20 protein-coding genes are annotated in these 18,816 nt (G+C 62.9%); 15 read left to right on the top strand and 5 right to left on the bottom strand.

From position 1 onward, the window contains the following. The first annotated feature begins 6 nt into the window (after positions 1-6). From AC1XDK_RS01455 to AC1XDK_RS01475, 5 genes are all read left to right on the top strand, one after another. A complete protein-coding gene (locus AC1XDK_RS01455; protein WP_483348001.1) occupies positions 7-993 on the top strand; it encodes an ABC transporter permease in 987 nt (328 codons plus the stop codon). After that, positions 990-2,006 (top strand): ABC transporter permease, encoded by a 1,017-nt coding sequence (locus tag AC1XDK_RS01460; protein ID WP_483348002.1) that lies wholly within the window; start codon positions 990-992, stop codon positions 2,004-2,006. Before AC1XDK_RS01455 ends, AC1XDK_RS01460 begins: the two co-directional genes overlap by 4 nt. Further along, positions 2,003-3,190, top strand: coding sequence for an ABC transporter ATP-binding protein (locus AC1XDK_RS01465; RefSeq protein WP_483348003.1), 1,188 nt, complete (start codon positions 2,003-2,005; stop codon positions 3,188-3,190). Before AC1XDK_RS01460 ends, AC1XDK_RS01465 begins: the two co-directional genes overlap by 4 nt. Beyond that, positions 3,187-4,506: an ABC transporter ATP-binding protein gene (locus AC1XDK_RS01470; protein WP_483348004.1), complete on the top strand. Its 1,320-nt coding sequence runs from the start codon at positions 3,187-3,189 to the stop codon at positions 4,504-4,506. Before AC1XDK_RS01465 ends, AC1XDK_RS01470 begins: the two co-directional genes overlap by 4 nt. Before the next feature lie 94 nt (positions 4,507-4,600). After that, positions 4,601-5,263: an HAD family hydrolase gene (locus AC1XDK_RS01475; protein ID WP_483348005.1), complete on the top strand. Its 663-nt coding sequence runs from the start codon at positions 4,601-4,603 to the stop codon at positions 5,261-5,263. On the opposite strand, the gene AC1XDK_RS01480 is transcribed toward AC1XDK_RS01475, so the two are convergent. Both AC1XDK_RS01480 and AC1XDK_RS01485 read right to left on the bottom strand, forming a co-directional pair. Then, the gene (locus AC1XDK_RS01480; protein WP_483348006.1) at positions 5,222-7,174 is read right to left on the bottom strand and encodes a molybdopterin biosynthesis protein; all 1,953 of its coding nucleotides are present in this window, start codon (positions 7,172-7,174) and stop codon (positions 5,222-5,224) included. The genes AC1XDK_RS01475 and AC1XDK_RS01480 overlap by 42 nt on opposite strands. Positions 7,175-7,229: 55 nt before the next feature. Continuing rightward, positions 7,230-8,453 (bottom strand): molybdopterin molybdotransferase MoeA, encoded by a 1,224-nt coding sequence (locus tag AC1XDK_RS01485; RefSeq protein ID WP_483348007.1) that lies wholly within the window; start codon positions 8,451-8,453, stop codon positions 7,230-7,232. A gap of 73 nt (positions 8,454-8,526) precedes the next feature. On the opposite strand from AC1XDK_RS01485, the gene AC1XDK_RS01490 reads away from it, so the two are divergent. The 6 genes from AC1XDK_RS01490 (at position 8,527) to AC1XDK_RS01515 (ending at position 13,262) form a co-directional block, all read left to right on the top strand. After that, on the top strand, positions 8,527-9,300 hold the full coding sequence (locus tag AC1XDK_RS01490; RefSeq protein WP_483348008.1) for a GIDE domain-containing protein: 774 nt from the start codon (positions 8,527-8,529) through the stop codon (positions 9,298-9,300). 52 nt (positions 9,301-9,352) lie between these two features. Further along, positions 9,353-9,709, top strand: coding sequence for an Hsp20/alpha crystallin family protein (locus tag AC1XDK_RS01495; RefSeq protein ID WP_483348009.1), 357 nt, complete (start codon positions 9,353-9,355; stop codon positions 9,707-9,709). A 6-nt stretch (positions 9,710-9,715) separates the two neighbouring features. Further along, positions 9,716-11,386, top strand: coding sequence for an ABC1 kinase family protein (locus tag AC1XDK_RS01500; RefSeq protein ID WP_483348010.1), 1,671 nt, complete (start codon positions 9,716-9,718; stop codon positions 11,384-11,386). 54 nt (positions 11,387-11,440) lie between these two features. Continuing rightward, positions 11,441-11,818, top strand: coding sequence for a hypothetical protein (locus AC1XDK_RS01505; protein WP_483348011.1), 378 nt, complete (start codon positions 11,441-11,443; stop codon positions 11,816-11,818). 98 nt (positions 11,819-11,916) lie between these two features. Continuing rightward, positions 11,917-12,105, top strand: a complete 189-nt coding sequence (locus tag AC1XDK_RS01510; protein WP_483348012.1) for a hypothetical protein — start codon at positions 11,917-11,919, stop codon at positions 12,103-12,105. 86 nt (positions 12,106-12,191) lie between these two features. Further along, positions 12,192-13,262 carry an aminotransferase class I/II-fold pyridoxal phosphate-dependent enzyme gene (locus AC1XDK_RS01515; protein ID WP_483348013.1) on the top strand — a complete coding sequence of 357 codons (1,071 nt, stop codon included), beginning with the start codon at positions 12,192-12,194 and terminating at the stop codon, positions 13,260-13,262. A 59-nt stretch (positions 13,263-13,321) separates the two neighbouring features. Here AC1XDK_RS01515 and AC1XDK_RS01520 read toward each other — a convergent pair whose 3' ends face one another. Both AC1XDK_RS01520 and AC1XDK_RS01525 read right to left on the bottom strand, forming a co-directional pair. Beyond that, positions 13,322-13,801 carry a DUF5518 domain-containing protein gene (locus tag AC1XDK_RS01520; RefSeq protein WP_483348014.1) on the bottom strand — a complete coding sequence of 160 codons (480 nt, stop codon included), beginning with the start codon at positions 13,799-13,801 and terminating at the stop codon, positions 13,322-13,324. A gap of 122 nt (positions 13,802-13,923) precedes the next feature. After that, complete coding sequence (locus AC1XDK_RS01525) at positions 13,924-14,553, bottom strand: RNA ligase partner protein (protein ID WP_483348015.1); 630 nt, start codon at positions 14,551-14,553, stop codon at positions 13,924-13,926. Between the two features lie 455 nt (positions 14,554-15,008). On the opposite strand from AC1XDK_RS01525, the gene AC1XDK_RS01530 reads away from it, so the two are divergent. From AC1XDK_RS01530 to AC1XDK_RS01540, 3 genes are all read left to right on the top strand, one after another. Continuing rightward, on the top strand, positions 15,009-15,389 hold the full coding sequence (locus tag AC1XDK_RS01530; RefSeq protein ID WP_483348016.1) for a translation initiation factor IF-5A: 381 nt from the start codon (positions 15,009-15,011) through the stop codon (positions 15,387-15,389). Next, the gene (gene speB / locus AC1XDK_RS01535) at positions 15,390-16,199 is read left to right on the top strand and encodes an agmatinase (protein WP_483348017.1); all 810 of its coding nucleotides are present in this window, start codon (positions 15,390-15,392) and stop codon (positions 16,197-16,199) included. A gap of 338 nt (positions 16,200-16,537) precedes the next feature. Next, complete coding sequence (locus AC1XDK_RS01540) at positions 16,538-17,308, top strand: Nif3-like dinuclear metal center hexameric protein (protein WP_483348018.1); 771 nt, start codon at positions 16,538-16,540, stop codon at positions 17,306-17,308. A gap of 100 nt (positions 17,309-17,408) precedes the next feature. On the opposite strand, the gene AC1XDK_RS01545 is transcribed toward AC1XDK_RS01540, so the two are convergent. Further along, positions 17,409-17,618, bottom strand: coding sequence for a hypothetical protein (locus AC1XDK_RS01545; RefSeq protein WP_483348019.1), 210 nt, complete (start codon positions 17,616-17,618; stop codon positions 17,409-17,411). A gap of 73 nt (positions 17,619-17,691) precedes the next feature. Between AC1XDK_RS01545 and AC1XDK_RS01550 the strand changes: the two genes are divergently transcribed. After that, positions 17,692-18,816, top strand: coding sequence for a deoxyhypusine synthase (locus AC1XDK_RS01550; RefSeq protein ID WP_483348020.1), 1,125 nt, complete (start codon positions 17,692-17,694; stop codon positions 18,814-18,816).

Raw genomic sequence — 18,816 nt, forward strand, 5'->3', positions numbered from 1 at the left:
TCATAGATGTCGATGGGACGATTCCTGCTCCGCCGGAGCGTGCAAGGAATCTTCGTCATCTGGGGGGTCGTGACGGTGGTGTTTCTGCTTCGATTCATCACACCGGGAAATCCGATTACGGTCATCGCCCCCTTGGATGCCAGTCCGGAGTTGAAACATCGAATCGCGGTCGAACTCGGGCTGAACCAACCGCTGTACGTCCAGTACGGCGAGTACATCTGGAACCTCCTCCACGGGGACATGGGTTACTCGTTCATCTCGGGGACGCAAGCCAGCACGCGCATCTTCGCTCGCCTTCCGGCGACCGTCGAGCTAGCGGTCGCATCGAGCATCGTCGCAATCGTGCTCTCGATTCCGCTGGGCGTCATCAGCGCGACGCGACGACACGACCCGGTGGATTACGCCGCGACGACGTTCTCGCTCGCGGGTATCAGCACCCCGAACTTCTGGCTCGGAATAATGCTGGTGTTGCTCCTCGCCGTCGCGGGACCGTTTCCGACGAGTCATCGTGGAATCGGTTTCGTTCCCGCAGTGGAGATGCTGTTCTCACAGGGGAGCATAAGCGGCCTCGTAACCTGGGCGAAGCACATCTTCCTCCCGGCGATAACGCTGGGAACGTACTTCACCGCGCTCATCACGCGACTCACACGGAGCGGCATGCTCGACGAATTGGGGAAGACGTACATCCGTGCATCGCGGGCGAAGGGATTGCCGGAGACGCTGGTGCGATACAAGCACGCGCTCCGAAACACCCTCATTCCCGTCATCACCGTCCTCGGTCTACAGTTGGGGACGCTCATCGGCGGCGCGGTCATCACGGAATCGGTGTTCGCGTGGCCGGGATTAGGAACGTTGGTCATCACGTCCATCAACGCCCGTGACTGGCCGCTGATTCAAGGGTCGCTCATCGTCATCGGGACCGGGTTCGTGCTCGTGAACATCTTCGTCGACTTCCTGTATGCGTACATCAACCCGCAGGTGGTCTACGAATGATTTCGCCACGGACGCTCCGGAACCTCAAACGGGAGTATCGGAGCAGCCTGTTGGCGAAAATCGGTATCGTCGTCCTCATCGCGGTGGTGCTTATCGCGGCGTTCGCCCCGGTAATCGCCCCGCACAACCCGTATCGGCAGGATTTGGACAACTCCAAACTGCCGCCGCTCGGGTTCAGCAAGAAGACGACGCAGACGACCTCACAGCTAGTCGATGGTCAGGTGAAGATAATGAACAACACGACGTACGTGAAGGCCCAGCCGTCGCACCCGCTCGGAACTGACCAACTCGGGCGCGACATGCTGTCGCGGGTGATTTACGGCGCGAGGACGTCGCTGCTCGTCGGTCTCTTCGGGACGCTGTTGGCGATGCTTATCGGCGTCACCGTCGGTCTGGTCGCGGGGTACTACGGCGAACTCGTCGACGACGCGCTGATGCGGAGCGCGGACATCATGCTCGCGTTTCCCTCGTTAGTGTTAGCGATAGCGCTGGTCGGCATGTTCAGACGGTCCGTGTTCACGATACCGGACCCGCTCGTGGCGGCCGGTCTCGTCTCGGGAATGCCGGGTCAAATAGCGATTCCGGGAACGGTCGTCATCGTCGTCGCGCTCGTCAACTGGGTCTGGTTCGCCCGCGTCTCGCGCGGCGAGGCCTTGACGGTGGTCGGCGAGGAGTACGTCAAAGCGTCCCGTTCGGTCGGCGCGAAGGACTCGTTCATCCTTCGAAAGCACATCCTGCCGAACAGCGTAACGCCCATCATCGTGCTGGCGACGATTCAAATCGCCGCCATCATCCTCCTCGAAAGCTCGCTTTCGTACCTCGGATTCTCCGGGGTGAACCTCTCGTGGGGATTCGACATCTCACAGGGGAAAGACTACCTCGCGACGTCGTGGTGGATTTCGACGGTCCCGGGGCTTGCCATCGTCATCACCGTCATCGGCATCAACCTCGTCGGTGACTGGTTGCGTGACGCCCTCGACCCCGGCATCGAAGGCGAAGGAGGTGGCGTATGAGCGATCTGCTTCGCGTGCGTGACCTCTCGACCCGCTTCTTCACGGAGAAGGGGCAGGTCAACGCCTGTGAGTCCATCAGTTTCGACGTACGGGAAGAGGAAGTGTTCGGCGTCGTCGGCGAGTCTGGGTCGGGAAAGAGCGTCGCAGCGCTCTCCATCATCGACCTCGTGGAGTCTCCCGGCAAAATTACGTCGGGAGAGGTGTGGTACCGAAACGCCACGCTCGCCGAAGAAGTCGAGGACGACCGCCCAGAAGCGGTCGACGGCGAGTTCGTCGATATTCGCCAGCTGACGACGCGCGAACGCCGCGCTCTACGCGGCCCGTCGTTCAGCATGATCTTCCAAGACCCGATGAGCAGTCTGAACCCGTCGATAACCGTCGGCGAGCAGATTGCCGAAGCGGTCGAGGTTCAGCAACGGGCGAAAGCCAACCCGCGTTCGACGCGTTCGCGGACGCAGGGCTACGGACTGGGGAACCTCGTCGCAGGAACCATCCTCCCGTCCCAAAGCTACGTCAGCGAACCGAGTCGGTCGAAGGCGATCGAACTATTAGAGCAGGTCGGCATCCCCGACCCGGCCGAGCGCGCCGACGAGTATCCCCACCAGTTCTCGGGCGGGATGCTCCAGCGGGCGATGATAGCGCAAGCACTCGCCGGGGAACCGGACCTGCTCATCGCGGACGAGCCGACGACGGCGCTCGACGTGACGATTCAGGCCCAAATCCTCGACCTCCTGCGCGACCTGCAGGACGAGACCGGCATGAGCATCATGCTCATCACGCACAACCTCGGCGTCGTCGCGCGAATGTGTGACCGCGTCGGCGTGATGTACGCCGGCGAACTGGTCGAACACGGTACCCTCGAAGACGTGTTCGACACGCCGGTCCACCCGTACACGCAGGGATTGCTCGGGTCGCTCCCCGACTTGGAGGACCCCGCGCCACGCCTGCAGCCCATCGAGGGGAACGTCCCCGACCTGTTGGATTCGGAGATGGGCAACCGCTGTTACTTCGCCGACCGTTGTCCGAAGGCGATGGAGGAGTGTCTCTCCCATCCGTCGATGCACGACGCGGGCGGAAGCACCGAACACGAAGCGCGCTGTGTCCTCACCGAAACCGAGTACGACGAGGCACGTGCGCTCTCGACGGACTACTTCGAGGACGCTCAAACGGAGGAGAAACGATGACCGACCACCTCGTTCGCGTCGAAGAACTGCAGAAGTACTACTTCGAACAGAACACCCTGACCGACCGCATCCTCGGCCGCGAGCCGAAAAGCGTGAAAGCGGTCGACGGCATCTCGTTCGCCATCGAAGAGGGCGAGACGTTGGGATTGGTCGGCGAATCCGGGTGTGGCAAATCAACGACGGGGGAGACTCTGTTGAACCTCCGCGATGCGACGGACGGGAAAGTCGTCTTCGACGGACAGGACGTCTACGACATGGACGACCTGACGGAGTTCCGAAAGCGGGCACAAGTCGTCTTTCAGGACCCGTTTTCCAGCCTCGACCCGCGGATGACCGCGGGCGAAATCATCCGCGAACCGCTCGACGTTCACGGCGTCGCGTCGCGTGAGGAGCGCCGCGAGCGCGTACAAGACCTCATGGAACGCGTCGGCCTGTCGGCGGGACAGATAGACCGGTACCCACACGAGTTCTCGGGAGGACAGCGCCAGCGTATCGGCATCGCTCGCGCGCTCGCGCTCGAACCCGAGTTCATCGTGCTGGACGAACCGGTCTCGGCGTTGGACGTGTCCGTTCAGGCGCAGGTGTTGAACCTGCTACAGGACTTGCAGAACGAACTGGGGCTGACCTACCTGTTCATCGCCCACGACCTCTCGGTGGTGCGCCACATCTCCGACCGCGTGGCGGTGATGTATCTCGGCGAAATCGTCGAACTCGGGCCGGTGGACGAGATATTCTCCGACCCACAGCATCCCTACACGAAGGCGCTGTTAGAGAGCGTGCCGCGCGCCGATACGAGCGAGCAGGAGCGCGACGTTCACACGCTCTCGGGCGACGTGCCGTCGCCGCGAAATCCGCCGTCGGGGTGTCACTTCAGGACGCGATGTCCGAGCGTCATCCCGCCGGACGACATCGAGATTTCCCAACCCGCATACCGCGAAGTGATGGACTACCGCGAACGTCTCGAATCAGGTGAACTCACCCTGAAGAGCGTTCGGGAGTTGGCCGCCGGGGCGGAGAAGAGGCCCGAGGAAGTAGACGACGAGGCGCTCGAAGCCGAGTTGTGGGACGAACTGTTCGACGAGGAGTTGACAGGTGAAAACCGTGCGACGGTTTCGGAATCGCTCGACCGGTTCGTCAACGGCGACCGGGACGGCGCGGTTGCCGTGATGGCAGACCGATTCGCGAGTATCTGTGAGCGGCAAAATCCGGTGCTCCAGAACCGTGTACATCCCGCGGCCTGCCACCTCTACGACCAACCGGAACCGCCGAAATCCGAGCGAGAGACGGAACGGGAAGTGGAGCCCTCGGCGGACTAAACGGCCGGTCACGTCAACGGATATTTTTCACGCGACGAGAGTTCGATTCCAGACGAAGAGTTATATGCAAAGGACCATTACTAGATGAACCCCAATGGTCGCCCGTGAGTACGATTTTTGGCTCCTCGATTTGGACGGGACGCTCATCGATATCGACCCGTCGTACGTTCGCTCCGTGTTCGAGCGGGTGAGTGACCGTCTCGGCTACGAGTTTACCGACTACGAATCCGAAATCATCTGGCACGGCCTCGGCGGGTCACGCGACGCCCAACTCCGGAAGTGGGGACTCGACCCCGTGGAGTTCTGGGAAGTATTCCACGCCATCGAGGATCCGCAAGTTCGCGCCCAAAACACGTTCCTCTACGACGACGCCGCGTTCGTCGCCGACCTCGACTGCCCGGTCGGATTGGTGACCCACTGCCAGCAGTTCCTGACCGACCCGGTACTCGACGGACTGGGAATCCGCGACTGGTTCGATACCGTCGTCTGCTGTGACGAGCAACTGGGCTGGAAACCGGACCCCGCGCCGGTCGAACACGCGATGGCGCAACTCGGCGTCGGACGGGGAGACCACGGCGTCCTCGCCGGCGATGGGTCGAGCGACATCGGCGCGGCGTGGAACGCCGGACTGGACGCGGTCCACGTCGAGCGCCACGACCCGACTCGGCGGAAACAGTGCGTCCTCGGCGACTATCGTGTGAACAGCTTCGACGAGCTATGGCCGAACGCCCGGCAAACCTTCGAGAACACCGACTAACGTCGAGTCCAGTACCGCCGCAAGTTCCTCGACACCCTGCTTCTCCTCGCGGTTCGGATTGACGAGGATTCGGACCTGTTCCTCGCCGAGCGGAACGAAACCGAGCCCGAGCGTTTCGGCCGTCGAACGCAGGCCGACCCCGGCGTCCGCCGCCCCCGCCGCGACCTTTCTGGCCGGGCTTTCGTGGGCTTTCACCGTGAGGTCGAACCCGGAAATCGATTCGACGAGGTCGCGGCGCGTGGTTCCGCGCTCCTCGGCGAGGCCGTCGACGGCGTTCCCGAGCGTGGTCCGGAGACCGGAGTTCGTCCCGCGGTTGATGAACCGAAGGTCGCGGTCCACGAGGTCGGAGAGTCCCTCGATGTCGTCGGGGTTTCCGGCGGGAACGACCAATCCCCACTCCCGGACGTAGGATGCGAGTTCGGTGCCCGCGTTCACGGACCGCGATTCCGCGTCACTCGCGGCTTCGTCGCTCGCACTTTCGGCGGAACGTGGTTCAGCCGCCCCCGTGACGACCGCGAAATCGGATACGCCGTTCCTGAGACGACGCAGGCCCTCCCGACTGCCGAACGGGAGATAGCGCGGTGAGTCGAGCGAATCGAGCAGTCGGGAGAGTGCGGGGTCGTCCTCGCCGACGCCGAGGACCGACGGCGGGCGGACCTCCGGCGAGAACAGTTGCACGGAGACCTCCTCGCCCTCCGCGAGGTACGCTGTGTTGGGATACACCGTCACGACGCCGTCGGCTTCCACGAGACTGGTCGTGGCCCCGCTCCCCTTGTCCACCGGGTAGGCGAGCGTGTGCCCGTGTTCGTCCTCGACCAAGCCGGTCGGCATGAGTCGCATTCGCCCCTCGCCGTAGCGCTCCTCGACGGCCATCCGAGCGTCGACGGTCGCCGTGGCGGGGTCGGGCAGTCCGGCCGCCTCGCGGATGGCGGGCGCGACGAAGGTCCGGAAGATGGTCAGCGCGGAGACGGGGTAGCCCGGCAGGCCGACGTAGGCCGAGTCGGGGAATCGACCGACGAGCATCGGTTTGCCGGGTTTGACGGCGACGCCGTGGAGCAGGAGTTCGCCGCGCGATTCGATGACGCGGTAGATGACGTCCACCGCGCTCGCACTGGTCGAACCGGAGGAGAGGACGAGGTCACACTCCTCGGAGGCCTCCAACAACAGGCGCTCCATCTCCTCGTAGTCGTCACCGGCGTGGGGATACAGGACGGGGTCGCCGCCCGCTTCCTCGACGCCGGCGGCGACCGTGTAGCTGTTCACGTCGTAGATTTGCCCCGCCTCGTCCGAGAGCGGGTTTCCGGGGCGAACCAACTCGTCGCCCGTCGAGATGATGCCGACGCGGGGGGTGCCACGGACGGGTACCTCGTCCGCGCCGAGCGCCGACAACAGACCGATTTCGCGGGCGGTGAGCCGCGTTCCGGGACCGAGGGCGCGCTGGCCCGCCGCGATGTCTGCTCCGGCTAACATGATGTGTTTGCCGGGCGTGACGGCGGTTCGGATTTCGACGCTCGTTCCATCGTCACGGTCCACGTAGTCGGTCCGTTCGACCATCACCACCGCGTCCGCGCCGGGTGGCATCACGGCCCCGGTGGAAACCTCGACGGCTTCGCCCTCGCAGACTTCCACGTCGGGTTCCGTCCCGGCGTGAACCTCTCCGACGAGGTCGAGGACGGCGGGGTCGGCTTCGTCCGCCCCGAAGGTGTCCCGCGCTTTGACCGCGAAGCCGTCCATGCTCGCCCGGTCGAACCCCGGCACGTCACGGTCCGCGTCGAATCGCTCGGCCAGCACGCGTCCGCGTGCCTCCGTGAGCGGAACCGACTCCGGTTCCGGTGTAAGGTCGAGGGAGGAAATCGCCTCGTGTGCGTCCTCCGGTTCGGCGAGGTCTCGGAACTCCTTGCGTTCGGTCATGCGAATCCCCCCGCGGTGAGCGTGACGCTATCGGACGTGGGACGTCCGATCGAAGTCATGCCGACCACTCCCAGTTCGCGACCGAGACCGTCTCGCCTTCGGGAATCCCCTCGCGTTCTTCGGGGACTTCGACCCATCCGTCCGCCAACGCGACGCTGGAAAGGACGCCGGCCCCGCTCGCCCGCGTCGGGGTTGCGACGAGTTCGTCCCCCGTCAGGTTCAGCGTCACACGGACGAACGACCGGATTCCGGGTTCGCTTCTGATTTTGCGTTCGAGTCGGGCGCTTTTGGTCGGGAGGTCCTCCACCGGGAGGTGGCCGGCCCACTTTAGCGCGGGACGGAGGAACTGCATCGCGTTGATGATGCAGGCGACGGGGTAGCCGGGGAGCAGCAGAACTGGCGTCCCCTCCACAGCACCGAGCGCGACCGGATGCCCCGGTTTCAGCGCGACGCCGTGGACGACGACCTCACCCATCGAGGAGACGACTTCGGGGAGCAGGTCGCGTTCTCCCACGGAGGACCCGCCGGTCGTGACGACGATGTCGTGGTCGAGGTTCGACTCGATAGCCTCGCGGAGACACTCTTCGTCGTCGGTCACGACGTCGTGGTAGGTCGCGCTTCCGCCCCATCGCTCGACCAACCGGGAGACGGTGAGGCCGTTCGTCTCGACGACCTCTCCCGGTTCTGGGTCCGACTGCACCAACTCCTCGCCGGTCGGAATCACGGCGACACGCGGCCGGTCGTACACCGTGACCTCGTTCACGTCGACGGACTTCACCATGCCGAGGTCGGACGGTCGGAGGCGGTGCCCGACCTCGTACAGCGATTGGTCGACTTCCACGTCGTCACCGACCGGCGCGACGTTTTCCCCTTCGGCCACGGCGTCGAACACCTCGAGTTCCCCATCGAATTCGTCGGTTTCCTCCATCATCACCACGGCGTCGGCCCCTTCCGGGACTTCGCTGCCGGTATGGACCCGAACCGCCGCGCCGGGTGCAATCTCGTTCGCTTCCCGAAGGATTTCGGGCGACTGGGCGCTGGCCCCGAAGGTGTCCTGCGCTCGAACCGCGTAGCCGTCCATCGCCGCCTGCGAGTAGTGGGGGACGTTTCGCGGCGCGCTGACCGACTCCGCGAGAATCCGCCCGTCGGCTTCGAGGAGCGGGACGGAATCGGTTCGGTCGTGACCCGTGACGACATCGCGCAATCGGTCGCGGGCCACCGACACGCGCGTCGTTTCCTTGAACCCGGACTGCTTTCTATCCGGTTGGTGGTCGCTCATATGACCCCGTTCGGGACGGCGGACAAAAAGGAAGCGGGGAACACTTATCGTTCTCTCAACAACACCGTTCCGCATGGCCCTCCTCGACCATCCGTTCGCCCTCGCGCTCGTCGGCGTTGCCGACCTTCTCGGCTGTGTGATGCTATGGTACGGCGGGCGCGAACTCGTCCTCGCGTATCGAATCGTGACCAACGACCCGAGAGACGTTATGTCGCTGGGTGACGGCGGCCCGGTCGAAGTTGAGGGAACGGCCAAGCCACAACACGGGACGCTCACCTCGCCGTTCACGGAGACGCCCTGTCTCGCCTACGAGTACGAAATCAAAGAGGAGCGAAACTCGAAGAACGGCCGTCACTGGAAAACGGTCGATTCCGGGCGAAACCACACTCCGTTTCGCGTCGAAGACGGCACGGCGAGCGCGCTCGTGGACCCGCGTGCGGCCGACTTTCGATTCAGCGCCGAACGGTCCATCGACGTTCGCGGCGGGAAACGGCCGCCCGAGCGGGTACAGGAGTTCATCCGGCGGAACGAGGACGTCGGTTCCGAGGAGAAAAGCCTCGACCTCAAACTGTTCGAGTTGAACACGGGAAAGGACAGAAAGTACATCGAACGGCGACTCGACCCCGACGAGTCGGTCCACATCCTCGGCGAAGCGCGCTACGACGCGAGCGCCGGACACGATGCGGGCGAGGTGAACGTCGTTATCGGCTACGGCGACGACACGCACTTCCTCATCTCCGATACGGACGAACGGGGTGCCGCGTGGCGGGTCGCGGCGAAGGGCCTTCCCTACGTGGTCGCCGGCGTCCTGTTTTTCGCCATCGGTGCGTTGGTCCTCGGGTTGTAAGACGACCAGCAAGACCGCACCCTTTTTCGGTCCTGCCTCCTAACACGGGACTATGTCAGCGCTGCGCGATGCGTTGCGAGAACTCCCGGACGCCGTGTTCGCGGACCTGTTGGAGAACGATGAGGCCTACCTCCTCGTTCTCGATATGCCCGGCGTCACCGAGGAAACTATCGACATCGACGTGACGAATGGCCGCCTCCGGATAGAAGCGCGGCGCGAGAAGGACGTTCCAATCGAGTTCGACTACGTGAGCGAGGAGCGTCCGCTGTTTCTCGATGCCGAACTCCCCCTGCCGCCGGACGCCACCGGCGCAGGTGCGGAGGCCACGGTCGCACGTGGCGTCCTCGAAATCACCCTCCTGAAACAGGCGTCGGCTTCGGACGAGTCGGTCCCAGTCACGAGCCGCTAACAGCGGGTGGTCACACTGGCATTCCTCCGCGCATACCGTCGGTTCGTCGTCGTCGCATGGCACTTCCTGCCGCTGCTGCTGAGCTACGCCCGTGACCGAAATCAATTCCTGTTCTTCGGGTCATCACGCCGAGTGACGAGCGAGATGCGAATCGAACGGGCGAACACGCTCCTCGAGTCGCTCCTCACGCTCGGTCCGACGTTCATCAAACTCGGACAACTCCTCTCGACGCGTCCCGACGTCCTTCCGCCCGAGTACGTGGACGAACTCTCGAAACTGCAGGACGAGGTGCCGCCAGCGCCGTGGGCGGAGGCTGAGCAGGTCATCGAATCCCAGCTTGGCCCCGTGGCGGACAACTTCGACGAGTTCGACACCGAGGCCATCAGCGGCGCGAGCCTCGGACAGGTGTACGACGCGCAAATCGACGGCGAACGGGTCGCGGTGAAGGTCAGACGCCCCGGAATCGAAGACTTGGTCGAAGCCGACCTTCGGGTCATCCGCTGGTCGCTCCCGCTCATCATGCGATTCATCGGGCAGGCTCGCGCCTTCTCGCTCGAAAACCTCGCCGACGAGTTCGGCCGCACGATTCGTGAAGAGATGGACTACGACCGCGAGGCGGAGATGCTTGGCGAGATACGGGAGAACTTCGAGGACGACCCCGACATCGCCATTCCGCGCGTCATCGAGAGTCACTCGGGGTCGCGCGTTCTCACGATGGAGTTCCTCGGCGGGACGAAGATAAACCGCGTCGACGAACTGGACGAGGAGGGACTCGACCGCCACGAACTCGCCGAAACGCTACAGCGGGCGTACCTCCAGATGATAATTCAGGACGGCGTGTTCCACGCCGACCCGCACCCCGGCAACCTCGCCGTCACCGACGACGGGCGCATCATCTTCTACGACTTCGGCATGAGCGGGCGGGTGGACGAGTTCATCCAGCGCAAAATCGTGGATTTCTACATCGCGGTGGCGAATCAGGACATCGAGGGCATCCTCGACGCCCTCATCGAGATGGGCACCCTCAGCCCGGAGGCCGACCGGGCGACGATGGGGAGCGTGATGGAACTCGCCATCGAGGACGCACGGGGCGAGGACATCGAAACCTACCGCGTCCAACAGATAGTTTCGCAGGTCGAGGACACGATTTACGAGTTCCCGCTGCGGCTGCCGTCGAACCTCGCGCTCGTGCTTCGCGTGGCGACGGTCGTGGAGGGTGTTTGCGTCACCCTCGACCCTGAATTCGACTTCATCGCGGTAGCGACGGAGTACCTCACCGACGAGGGGTACCGCGAGGAATCCATCAAGAAGTACGTCTCCGAGACGGGCGACCAACTGCAAGCGTCGGCCCAGTCGCTCGTCCGAACGCCGCCGAAACTGGAGCGCACGCTCGACAAAATCGACCGTGATAACCTCTACGCCCGCGTCAGCATCGAGGACGACAACGACGTCTTCGACCTGCTGGCGAAGCGCCTCATCTACGGCATCCTCCTCGCCTTCGGCGGGTTGACGACGGCGGTGCTGTACGCCGCGGAGGCGTTCCCCGCCGCCGCGGTGGCCGGTGTCATCTCGCTGTTCATCATCCTCCTGCTCTACCGCTCGTTCCGCAAACGGCGCGGGATTCGGGCGACGCCGCAGTTCACGCGGCAGAACCTGCGAGAGCGGCGCGGGGAGTAGGTAGAACTACCCGCTCCACAATCCTTTTGGGACCACTGTTCATCCATTTGAACAATGACGATGACCGCCCATCCCTCCACCGTCGACAGCACGGAGAGCCACTGGTGGATACTCCTCCTCCCGAGTCTGCTACTGTCGATTTCCGCCACGCTCGGCCTGTCGGTTTCCGCGATTGCCTTCCGCCTCGAACCGTCGAGTACCCTCTCGTACCTTCCGCCGCTGGTCGGACTCGTTCTCGCTCTCGCGTATTTCACCGCCCCCGCCGTCGTCGCCGTCGGGATTCACTTCGACCGACGATTCATCGCCTCGGTGTCCGAGTGGGAACCCCGGTCCGAGTACGTCCTCCTCGGCATCGCCATGTGGTTCGGTATCGGCATCCCGTTCAGTCTGCTGTACCTCTACCGTCGTCACAAGTACGTCGGCGTCCCCTGATTTTCGATTAGTTTTCGCTCGGGTGGTTCCGCCCCGTACACAGTTCATTCCAGAGAGGTGCTGTGATTTAATACCCATTGGGCGAAATTGTTGGGATAATGAACACAGAGTCTCGTCACGTCCGAAGCAACGTCATCGGTATCGTTTCCATATTGCTCACCACGATGGCGGTACAACTCAGTGGGTCGCCGCTCCCGGATTTCTTCGGTCTCGATGCGTTCGTTTGGGTTACCGTGGTCGGACTCGGAGTGCTCCTGCTGCACACGAGCGGTTTTTTCGAGGGATGAGTTCTCGACCCGGAGGAGTAACCCCATCGAAACGCACGAACTGCCACATTCCGTAGCTTTTCCACCGACCGCGCCCACGTCCGGGTATGAACATCGAACCCTTCGGCTTGGAGCGCTGGTTCGCCGAGTACGAACACGAGGCCGACATCATGCTGGCCGAGAGCGGCATCCGAAGCCTCGACGCCGACCGCTTCGATTTGAACCCCGGCGAACTGGGCTACGTCATCCCGACGAACGGCGACCCCGAGTTCCGCGCCGAGGTCGGCGAGCGCTACGGCCGGAGCGCCGACGAGGTGCTGTTCACCTGCGGGACGCAGGAAGCGAACTTTCTGGCGTTTCTGAGTCTTCTGGACGACGACGGGCACGCGGTAATCGTAACCCCGACGTACCAAGCACTCCACGCCGTCCCCGAGTCGATGGGCGAGGTGAGCAGGGTGTCGCTCGAACCGCCGGAGTGGGAACTCGACGTTGACGCCGTCGCCGACGCGGTTCGGGACGAGACGAGCGTCATCGTCCTCAACAACCCGAACAACCCGACAGGGCGGTACCACCCGCAGGAGAAGGTCGAAGCGCTCTACGACCTCGCGGAGGACGCCGGGGCGTACCTGCTCTGTGACGAGGTGTACCGACTGCTCTCCTCGGACCCCGTGGACCCGGTCGCCAGCATGGGCGAGTACGGCATCAGCACGACGAGTCTCACGAAGGCCTACGGACTCGCCGGACTCCGATTCGGGTGGCTCGTGGGGGCAGAGGAGGTAGTGAACGGCGCGTGGGAGTGGAAGGACTACACCACCATCTCGCCGGGCATCATCGACCAGCACGTCGCCCGGCAGGCGCTCGGCGGACACGAAGAGGAGATATTGGCGGAAAACCGCGAGTTGGCGGCGAGCAACCGCGACCGAGTCCGCGAGTTCGTGGAGGAATACGGGTTGGAGTGGTACGACCCCGTGGGCGTCAACGGGTTCGTTCGGATTCCCGACGGCTTCGAGGACGGCGAAGCGTTCTGTCGCGGCGTCGTGGAGGAAGAGAGCGTCGTCCTCGCGCCGGGGAACCTGTTCGGCTTCGACCGGTACTTCCGCATCGGGTTCGGACTCCCCGCCGAGGAGTTGGAGGACGGATTGGAACGCGTCGAGTCGTTCCTCGACAGCCACGCGTAATGAAGGCCGTTTCGGTGGTGTCCGGTCCGTTCACGTGAATACGTTGGAAGGGGGTTCGATTAGCCGGTCGAACTGAGCAATCGCGATGAGTGGAGGCGCTCGTTGAGCCATCCACCGATACTGCCACCCACCCTGCTGACCAGCAAAACGATGACGAAGAGAATGATGACGGAGATGAATGCGAACCCGCCCGCAACCACGGGTATCAACGCGGATTCTCCGACCGCATCGATTACGAGTGGGGAGTTCCACACGTCGCTGAATCCGGTCGCACTTTGCCAGAACACCACCGGCAATCCACCGACGAGACCCGTTATCGTACCCGCACGGGAACTCGTCGCTGGCCGTGGCTGATAGGCGTATCCTGCAATCACGGACGCAATCAGTAGCGCGGATATCTCACTACTGCGAGGGAGAGCGTTCGGTGTGAGTATCCAGTTCAACCACACCGTCACGGGAATCGACGCGAGGCCGAGGAAGACTGCGAGACGAAACTGCTCGCTGGTCGCGTCGGTAACGAGACTCCGAAGCGAGAACATAGGGAAACAACTCCTGTAGCCTATCTTAACACTATCGTCGAATCGACGTACAGCAGAACGGCCACCATTTTCCCGCATTTAGCATATCACGGCAGGGAAGTCCGTGGACGCTGTCTTCGGAATCACATCTCTTCGCTGGCTTCGAGATACGAGTCGAGGAGCGGCGGGAAATCACGACCACGAAGATAGCGCAGTCCGAAATCCTCGGCCCAGTTGATGATGCCGGTATCCTCGGTGACGACGCCGGCGTCTAATTCACGGGCGAGGATGAGCAGGTCGAAATCCTCGCGGGAGTCCAAGACGCCCCGACGGAGGGTCGAACGGTACTGGCTTCGCAGGTCGGAGATGACCGCTCCGACGTCGGCTTGGCCGTCCTCCGAGGCCTCCCGGACGGCGTCTTCTGACACGCGGAGACCCTTGTCCACGCGCCCGCTCATCTCGTCGATGAACCGATAGACGAGTTCGGCCGGAATCATAACCTCGAAGCGACCGGGGTTCTTCTTGATGACCCACGTTTCGAGTTTCGAGAGGACCGGGTCGGAGACGCCACGGTCTTCGAGGATGACCGTGAGTTCGTCGTGGATGGACGGCGGAATGTAACAGGAGATGTTGAGCGCGAGTTTTGCGGTGGCGATGGAATCGAGGAGCCGCTCGATCGCGTCCTCCAACTCCTCCCCTTCGAACCGAATCTCCTCGGAAAGGAAGACGGACGTATCGAGGACGAACCGCTGTTTCAGCGGGTGTTCCGGCATGTATGGCGATTCGTGCTGGGGGATAAAAGCCCTTTCATGTTATTTGTTCACACGACTCATGGCAGAACTCCTGAAAAACGTTTATCATCATCGATGACCAAGATACAGATGTCGCAGGAACCACGAGAACAAACCGGATGGTTTCCGTCGATCAGACTGAAACGTGGGGCAAACACCAAGTCGTCGGTCAAACGGCAACGAGGTCAACGCTCCGACGGAAAACCGAAGCGACGCAGTAATCGTCCGCAAAGACGATCGTGAAGACCAAGTAACGGACGGCGTGAAAACGGCGTTCGTGAAACTGGCGGAAGCCAGCCACGGTCGTAGGCGTCGTGGAAAACGTTTCCCATCCGGGTTCTATTCGCGGTTTCTGTGCGTTCTTCGTTTCCACAACCCACGAGCGAACGCGGCGCGTTTCCAAACGGTTTATACCGCCGGGAGGGCAATTCCGCGATATGGCGAAAGAGCAAAAGGAAGTCCGCGAACTCAAAGAAGGGAACTACCTGATGATGGACGACGCCGCGTGTGTCATCAAATCCTACAGCACGGCAAAGCCCGGCAAACACGGCAGTGCGAAAGCTCGAATCGAGGGCAAAGGCGTTTTCGACGACAAAAAGCGAAGCCTGAGCCAGCCCGTCGACGCGAAGATCTGGGTCCCGATCATCAACCGCAAACAGGGACAGGTCGTCAGCGTCGAGAGCGAAACCGTCGCACAGGTCATGGACCTCGACACCTACGAAACCATCACCATCAAGACGCCCGAGGGAATGGACATCTCGCCCGACGACACCATCGAATACCTCGAGATGGAAGAGCAGCGCAAGATCGAACGCTAAATGTTTCCCGGCGCGTCTACCGACCGCGGAAATGCGGACTTCGTGGTGGTGGGTGCGCCGCTCGACGTATCCACCACGTTTCAGCCCGGCACGCGGTTCGGTCCCGACGAAATCCGTAAATTCGCACGGACCTTCGACGACTACGACCGCCGAACCGGGCAGTGTTTTTCCGACTGTTCAGTCCACGACCACGGCGACGTGTACGCGTGGGACGACGCCGAGGAGTATCTGGAGTACCTCGAAGGCGTCGTCACCGACGTGATTTGGGACGACGCCGTTCCCCTGCTCCTCGGTGGGGAACACACCGTTACGGGGGCCGCCGTTCGCGCGACCGACCCCGACGTGTTCGTCTGTCTCGACGCCCACCTCGACTTGCGCGAAGAGTACGACGGCAACTCGTTGAGCCACGCGACCGTTACCCGACACGTCCTCGATGTCGCCGACGAAGCCGTAATCCTCGGCGCTCGAACCGGCAGCGAGGACGAGTGGGAGCGCGCCGCGAAATCGGACGTGACCGTCGTACCGCCCGGAGACGTGGGCGACTGGACACCCGAGTTCGACGGGAGCGCGTACCTCAGCGTGGATATCGACGGCGCCGACCCCGCGTTCGCTCCCGGTACCGGCACGATGGAACCGTTCGGCCTCACCTCGCGGGAGATGCGCGATGTGGTGCGCGACGTGACCGAAACGGCGGATATCGTCGGTTTCGATGTTGTCGAGGTGAACGACCGCGACGACGGCCAAGCGGCCTCCCTCGGCGGAAAGCTGTTACGCGAGTTCGTGTTCTCACACGCCGGAAAGACGGCCTGAGAATCGGATTCGAAACGAGTGTTTGCAGTCGTTTTTCGAAGAACGGTGAACGAGTATAGATCCCAGAGATTTCTCTCCGTCATCGAATCTGTCCCGAAAAGCGGAAAAGGCGCTGTTAGAGCGTGCGCCGTACTTTGCGCATGATACGTCGCCTGAACCGTCGTGGAAGACGTCGCCACGTAGACATGGCCTTACGGAACTTGCTCATGATCGAACACCTCTATTGTCGCTTTTCCCCGAGATGGGGAAGTAAATATCGTCCGCACTCCGCCTTAACCGTGCTGGCAGACGGTTCGAAAGCCGGGGCATACAAGCCGCCGGAACGACGAGGGACAGGTATGAATCTCGCCGAACTCGTCCGACGGTACGACGACCGACTTCGAACCGGAGATTTCTCCGACATCGACGCCAGCGCGAACGGGCTACAGGTCGGCCCGGACGACCCGGAATCCGTCTCCGTCGAACGCGTCGCGTTCGCCGTGGACGCCGCCGAACAGACCATCGAAGAGGCCGTCGAATGGGGTGCGGACGCGTTGGTCGTCCACCACGGACTCTCGTGGGGCGGCATCGAACGCGTGACGGGCCGCGACTACCGGCGACTCGCCCCACTCGTCGAGAACGACGTGGCGCTGTACGTCTCGCACCTCCCGCTCGACTCCCATCCCGAACTCGGCAACGCGGCGGGCATCGCCGACCTCCTCGGTCTCGAATCGCGCGAGCCGTTCGGTCGGATGGGACCGGAGCACATCGGCCAACAGGGCCACGGTGAACTGACGATGGAGGAGCTGAGCGACCTGCTGGCGGACGAACTCGACACCGGCGGGCAGGGGATTCGGGAGTTCGACTTCGGACCCGAGACGGTCGAACACGTCGCCATCGTCACCGGTAGCGGTGCGGACTGGTTGGACGAGGCCGTCGAAGTCGACGCGGACGTGCTGATTACGGGCGAAGGGAAGGGGAAGGTGTACCACGAAGCGCGGGAGACCGGATTGAACGTCGTCCTCGGAGGCCACTACGCGACGGAGACGTTCGGCGTGCAGTCGCTCGAATCCCTAAGCCAAGAGTGGGGGATGGTGACAACCTTCATCGACGCGCCAACCGGTCTGTAACTACGCATTCTTCGGCTACAACTACCCTCGTCGTCCGCTACAACTACTTTCGCGGCGGTCTGTAACTACTTACGTCGACGTGCTGAATTTTCGTGATTCGTCATACGATTTCGTCCAAACAGGAGGTATTAAAAGGGGAGACGACGAGGAAACGGACGTGTCCTGCGGGTTTCAACGGCCCGAGAGGACTGCCGGAACCATCGAGGTCACGTTCCGGTCTCGCCGGACACGGGCCGCCGCCGACCGGCCCCGATAGCCGAACTTCGGTTACGGCTAATCGAAGCGTCTCTGGCCCTTGACCTCGCGTCACGCGCGCCCTCGTGGCAGTCGGCAACACAGTTTCTAACCGAGGATTCAATCGTCTGTAGCCGACACTGTGGCGTATGGCTGACCACGATGAGCGCGGCGACCACGACGGGCACCAGGACGAGGCGAATCACGACGAGCATGGAGAACACACGGAACACGAACATCACGTTCACCGCGAGGAGTTCCGTCACGACCCGATAGCCCACGCCGAAGTGCGTGCAGGGATGACCGTCGGCGAACTGGCCGACGAGTACGGGAACGCGGGGGTTGGAGCGGCGAACATCCATAAAGCCGTGGACATCTACGCCGAGATGCTGGACGACGACGTGACCACCTTCTTCGGACTCGCGGGCGCGATGGTCCCGACCGGAATGCGAAAAATCGTCGCGGACCTCATCCGAGACGGTCATATCGACGCGCTTGTGACGACGGGCGCGAACCTCACCCACGACGCCATCGAGGGCATCGGCGGCAAACATCATCACGGAAGGGCACGCCCTTCTTGCTCACACTCGCAAAACTCGCGTGAACACGGCCGCGACGAACGGGACGGCAAATCAATGCGCGAGCACGACGAGCAACTGCGCGACGAGGAGGTGGACCGAATCTACAACGTCTACCTGCCACAGGAACACTTCGCGCTGTTCGAGTCCCACCTCCGCTCCGAGGTGTTCCCGAACATCGAAGAGACCGTCACCATCCAGCGCATGACGGAGGAACTCGGCCGCGCGAACAGCGAGGTAAACGAACGCGAGGGCATCGAGGAGGACGCCGGAATCGCGGCGGCGGCCTACGAGAACGACGTCCCCATCTACTGCCCCGCCGTGCAGGACTCCGTCCTCGGATTGCAGGCGTGGATGTACTCCCAGACCTCCGACTTCCGGTTGGACGCACTGGCAGACATGACCCACCTCACGGACCTCGCGTTCGAGGCCGACAGCGCAGGCGCGATGGTCGTCGGCGGCGGCGTCCCGAAGAACTACGTTCTCCAGACGATGCTCGTCTCGCCGAAGGCCTACGAGTACGCCGTCCAGTTGACGATGGACCCGCCGCAGACCGGCGGGCTTTCCGGTGCCACACTGGACGAGGCGCGGTCGTGGGGCAAACTCGAAAAGGCCGCGCGAAACGTCTCCGTCTACGCCGACGCGACGATTACGCTTCCACTGGTCGTCGCCGCCGCACGGGAGCGAATCGAGTAA

This window comes from Haladaptatus sp. HS23 (assembly GCF_056892285.1).

Bases quoted from the DNA above. Each gene is read 5' to 3' on its own strand.
- AC1XDK_RS01455 (WP_483348001.1), top strand. From the start codon at position 7: ATGTCGATGGGACGATTCCTGCTCCGCCGGAGCGTGCAAGGAATCTTC.
- AC1XDK_RS01495 (WP_483348009.1), top strand. From the start codon at position 9,353: ATGTCAGCGCTGCGCGATGCGTTGCGAGAACTCCCGGACGCCGTGTTC.
- AC1XDK_RS01520 (WP_483348014.1), bottom strand. From the start codon at position 13,801: ATGTTCTCGCTTCGGAGTCTCGTTACCGACGCGACCAGCGAGCAGTTT.
- AC1XDK_RS01470 (WP_483348004.1), top strand. From the start codon at position 3,187: ATGACCGACCACCTCGTTCGCGTCGAAGAACTGCAGAAGTACTACTTC.
- AC1XDK_RS01485 (WP_483348007.1), bottom strand. From the start codon at position 8,453: ATGAGCGACCACCAACCGGATAGAAAGCAGTCCGGGTTCAAGGAAACG.
- AC1XDK_RS01510 (WP_483348012.1), top strand. From the start codon at position 11,917: ATGAACACAGAGTCTCGTCACGTCCGAAGCAACGTCATCGGTATCGTT.
- speB (WP_483348017.1), top strand. From the start codon at position 15,390: ATGTTTCCCGGCGCGTCTACCGACCGCGGAAATGCGGACTTCGTGGTG.
- AC1XDK_RS01515 (WP_483348013.1), top strand. From the start codon at position 12,192: ATGAACATCGAACCCTTCGGCTTGGAGCGCTGGTTCGCCGAGTACGAA.
- AC1XDK_RS01550 (WP_483348020.1), top strand. From the start codon at position 17,692: ATGGCTGACCACGATGAGCGCGGCGACCACGACGGGCACCAGGACGAG.
- AC1XDK_RS01480 (WP_483348006.1), bottom strand. From the start codon at position 7,174: ATGACCGAACGCAAGGAGTTCCGAGACCTCGCCGAACCGGAGGACGCA.
- AC1XDK_RS01465 (WP_483348003.1), top strand. From the start codon at position 2,003: ATGAGCGATCTGCTTCGCGTGCGTGACCTCTCGACCCGCTTCTTCACG.
- AC1XDK_RS01490 (WP_483348008.1), top strand. From the start codon at position 8,527: ATGGCCCTCCTCGACCATCCGTTCGCCCTCGCGCTCGTCGGCGTTGCC.
- AC1XDK_RS01505 (WP_483348011.1), top strand. From the start codon at position 11,441: ATGACGATGACCGCCCATCCCTCCACCGTCGACAGCACGGAGAGCCAC.
- AC1XDK_RS01530 (WP_483348016.1), top strand. From the start codon at position 15,009: ATGGCGAAAGAGCAAAAGGAAGTCCGCGAACTCAAAGAAGGGAACTAC.
- AC1XDK_RS01460 (WP_483348002.1), top strand. From the start codon at position 990: ATGATTTCGCCACGGACGCTCCGGAACCTCAAACGGGAGTATCGGAGC.
- AC1XDK_RS01475 (WP_483348005.1), top strand. From the start codon at position 4,601: ATGGTCGCCCGTGAGTACGATTTTTGGCTCCTCGATTTGGACGGGACG.
- AC1XDK_RS01525 (WP_483348015.1), bottom strand. From the start codon at position 14,553: ATGCCGGAACACCCGCTGAAACAGCGGTTCGTCCTCGATACGTCCGTC.
- AC1XDK_RS01540 (WP_483348018.1), top strand. From the start codon at position 16,538: ATGAATCTCGCCGAACTCGTCCGACGGTACGACGACCGACTTCGAACC.